This window comes from Kitasatospora sp. MY 5-36, from assembly GCF_001182915.1.
Lineage (GTDB): Bacteria > Actinomycetota > Actinomycetes > Streptomycetales > Streptomycetaceae > Kitasatospora.
Map to the genome: position 1 here is coordinate 1 of NZ_LFVW01001074.1, position 2092 is coordinate 2092.

The 2092-nt window shown below is 76.5% G+C and carries 2 protein-coding genes and 1 pseudogene; 1 reads left to right on the forward strand and 2 read right to left on the reverse strand.

The features are described 5' to 3' along the window. Positions 1 to 976, forward strand: a 976-nt coding sequence (locus AE652_RS40200) for a lipase (protein WP_049660686.1), incomplete at its 5' end; no start/stop codon positions are given. Between the two features lie 279 nt (positions 977 to 1255). Here AE652_RS40200 and AE652_RS40205 read toward each other — a convergent pair. Further along, positions 1256 to 1726 (reverse strand): DUF3291 domain-containing protein, encoded by a 471-nt coding sequence (locus tag AE652_RS40205; protein WP_049660689.1) that lies wholly within the window; start codon positions 1724 to 1726, stop codon positions 1256 to 1258. Between the two features lie 32 nt (positions 1727 to 1758). After that, a pseudogene (locus AE652_RS40210) lies at positions 1759 to 2092 on the reverse strand (transcriptional regulator); the annotation flags it as partial.

Genomic DNA, 2092 nt, shown 5'->3' on the forward strand with positions numbered 1-2092 from the left:
CCCGACGGCCCCCTGGCTGCCCCCGGCCGCAGCAGCCGACTGGGACGCGCACTCCGCACCGGCCCTCGGTGTCCCCGCCGGCGCCGCCGACTGGCGGGGGATCAGGACCCACGCCCGCACCGGCGCGCCCGTCGCCCGGCGCGCCGGCCGGCTGCCCGTGGTGCTGTTCTCCCCCGGCGACGGCGGCTCGCGCGCCCTCGGCACCACCCTGGTCGAGGAGTTGGCGAGCCGCGGCCACCTCGTCGTCACCCTCGACTCCACGTACGAGGCCGAGCAGGTCGAGTTCCCCGGCGGCCGTGTCGAACGCGCCCTCCCGCTCCCCGACGACCTCACCCCGGAGGTCGTCGCCGCCCTCCTCGCCGGGCACTCCCGGGCCCGCCTCGCCGACGCCCGTTTCGTCCTCGGCGCACTCGACCGGCTCGCCCGCGGGGACCGCCCCGACACCGGCACCGACACCGGCACCGACCCGCTCCCGGACGGGCTCGCCGAAGCCGCCGACCCGGCCAGGACCGGCGTGCTCGGGCAGTCTCTCGGCGGCTCCGTCGCCGCCCAGCTCGCCCACGACGAGCCCCGCGTCCGCGCGGCGGCCGACCTCGACGGTGCCCTCCTCGGACCCGTCGCCGACAGCGGCCTCGCCAAGCCCTTCCTGCTGATGGCCTCCGGCACGAAGACCCTGCGCACCGAACCGAGCTGGGCCTCGTGCTGGGCGGCGTCCACCGGCCCCCGGCATGCCCTGCGGCTGCGGAACGCCGCCCACGGCTCGTACACCGACCTCCAGGTCCTCCTGCCCCAGCTCGTCCACCGCCTCCCGGTCCCCGACGCGGCCGGACTCATCGGCACCGTCGACCCCCGGCGCTCCCTGGCCGCCCAGCGCACCGCCGTCGCCGCCTTCTTCGCTCGGTACCTGACGGGGCGGCCCACCGGCTTCCTCGACCGGCCCGGCGACGACTGGCCGGAGCTGGAGGTGCTGCGCTGAACCGGCCCGCCCGGCATCCCTTGTGGCGCCGGGCGGCACGGGCGCGAGCACCTGCTCGACGCTGCTCGACGTCGGCCGGATCCACGCCGCCTTCGTCGCCGGCGCCCGCGCCCGGAGCTGCCCGCCGGCCAGGCTGGGGTGTACCGGCCCGCCGCCGAGCCCGCGTACACCGCGGGCTCGGCGAGGAGCAGCGCTGGCGTTCGTTCCCGCGGCTGCTGGTGGTCCTGGCCGGCACGGCGGCCGCCGGGTCCGCTCGGCGGTGGCGGAGGAGCGGCCCGCTCACGCGCCCGGGTGTGGTGCGGCTCCGTCCGGAGTACGGGGGGAGTTGAAGGTGAAGGCGCGCGGGGAGGGGCCGTTCGCGCGCAGGTCGGCCAGTCGCTCCAGGGCCTCGTCGACGTCCGGCAGGTGCCCGGCCGGGACCCACCACAGGACCAGGTGCGCCTCGACGTTCCGCTCGAACCACTCACGCCGCCGCCGCATCGCCTCCAGGTGCCCGCTGCGGTAGGTGAACTCCCACAGCGCCTCCCGGCTCTCCCACACCGACATGTTGACGATGACGTCCTCGCCCGCCGGGCGCAGGGCGGTCGCGTCGTCCTTCCCGTCCGCGGCGAGCCGCCAGACGAAGCCGGGGGCGGTGTCGGCGGCGGCATTGACCGGGGAGACCAGATCGACGAACGGCGCGATGCGCGGGTCGTCGACGGGGTGGCGGAGCGTGGCGACGTTGAACTGGGCGAGGTGGTGGGAGGTCATGGCGCCATCCCAGCACGGGCCTTCTTTCTATGTCAATCAATATTGTTTTTAGAAGGCTCGACCACCACGCAGCACTCCCCGGGCCGGGCGTCCATCCGGGCATGGAGGGCGCCGCCCGCGCCGAGAAGTCCCTCCAGGAGGGCGAGGTTCATGCCGCAGACGAGGGGCGGGAATCGCTCGGCGACGGAGTGGAAGGGGCAGTTGCGCATGCGAATGGCCCCCTCCTCCAGGTGGGGTTCGTACCCACGGGCGGCCAGCAGCGCGACGGCCTCGTCGAGCCCCCCGCAGGGCGCGGCCGCTCCGCGCTCGGCCTCCCCCCGCCGCCGCGCGGCCGCGCGCAGCCCGTCGTCCAGCCCGGCCCGCTCG

Coding starts and splice junctions, on each gene's coding strand:
- AE652_RS40205 (WP_049660689.1), bottom strand. CDS start 1,726: ATGACCTCCCACCACCTCGCCCAGTTCAACGTCGCCACGCTCCGCCAC.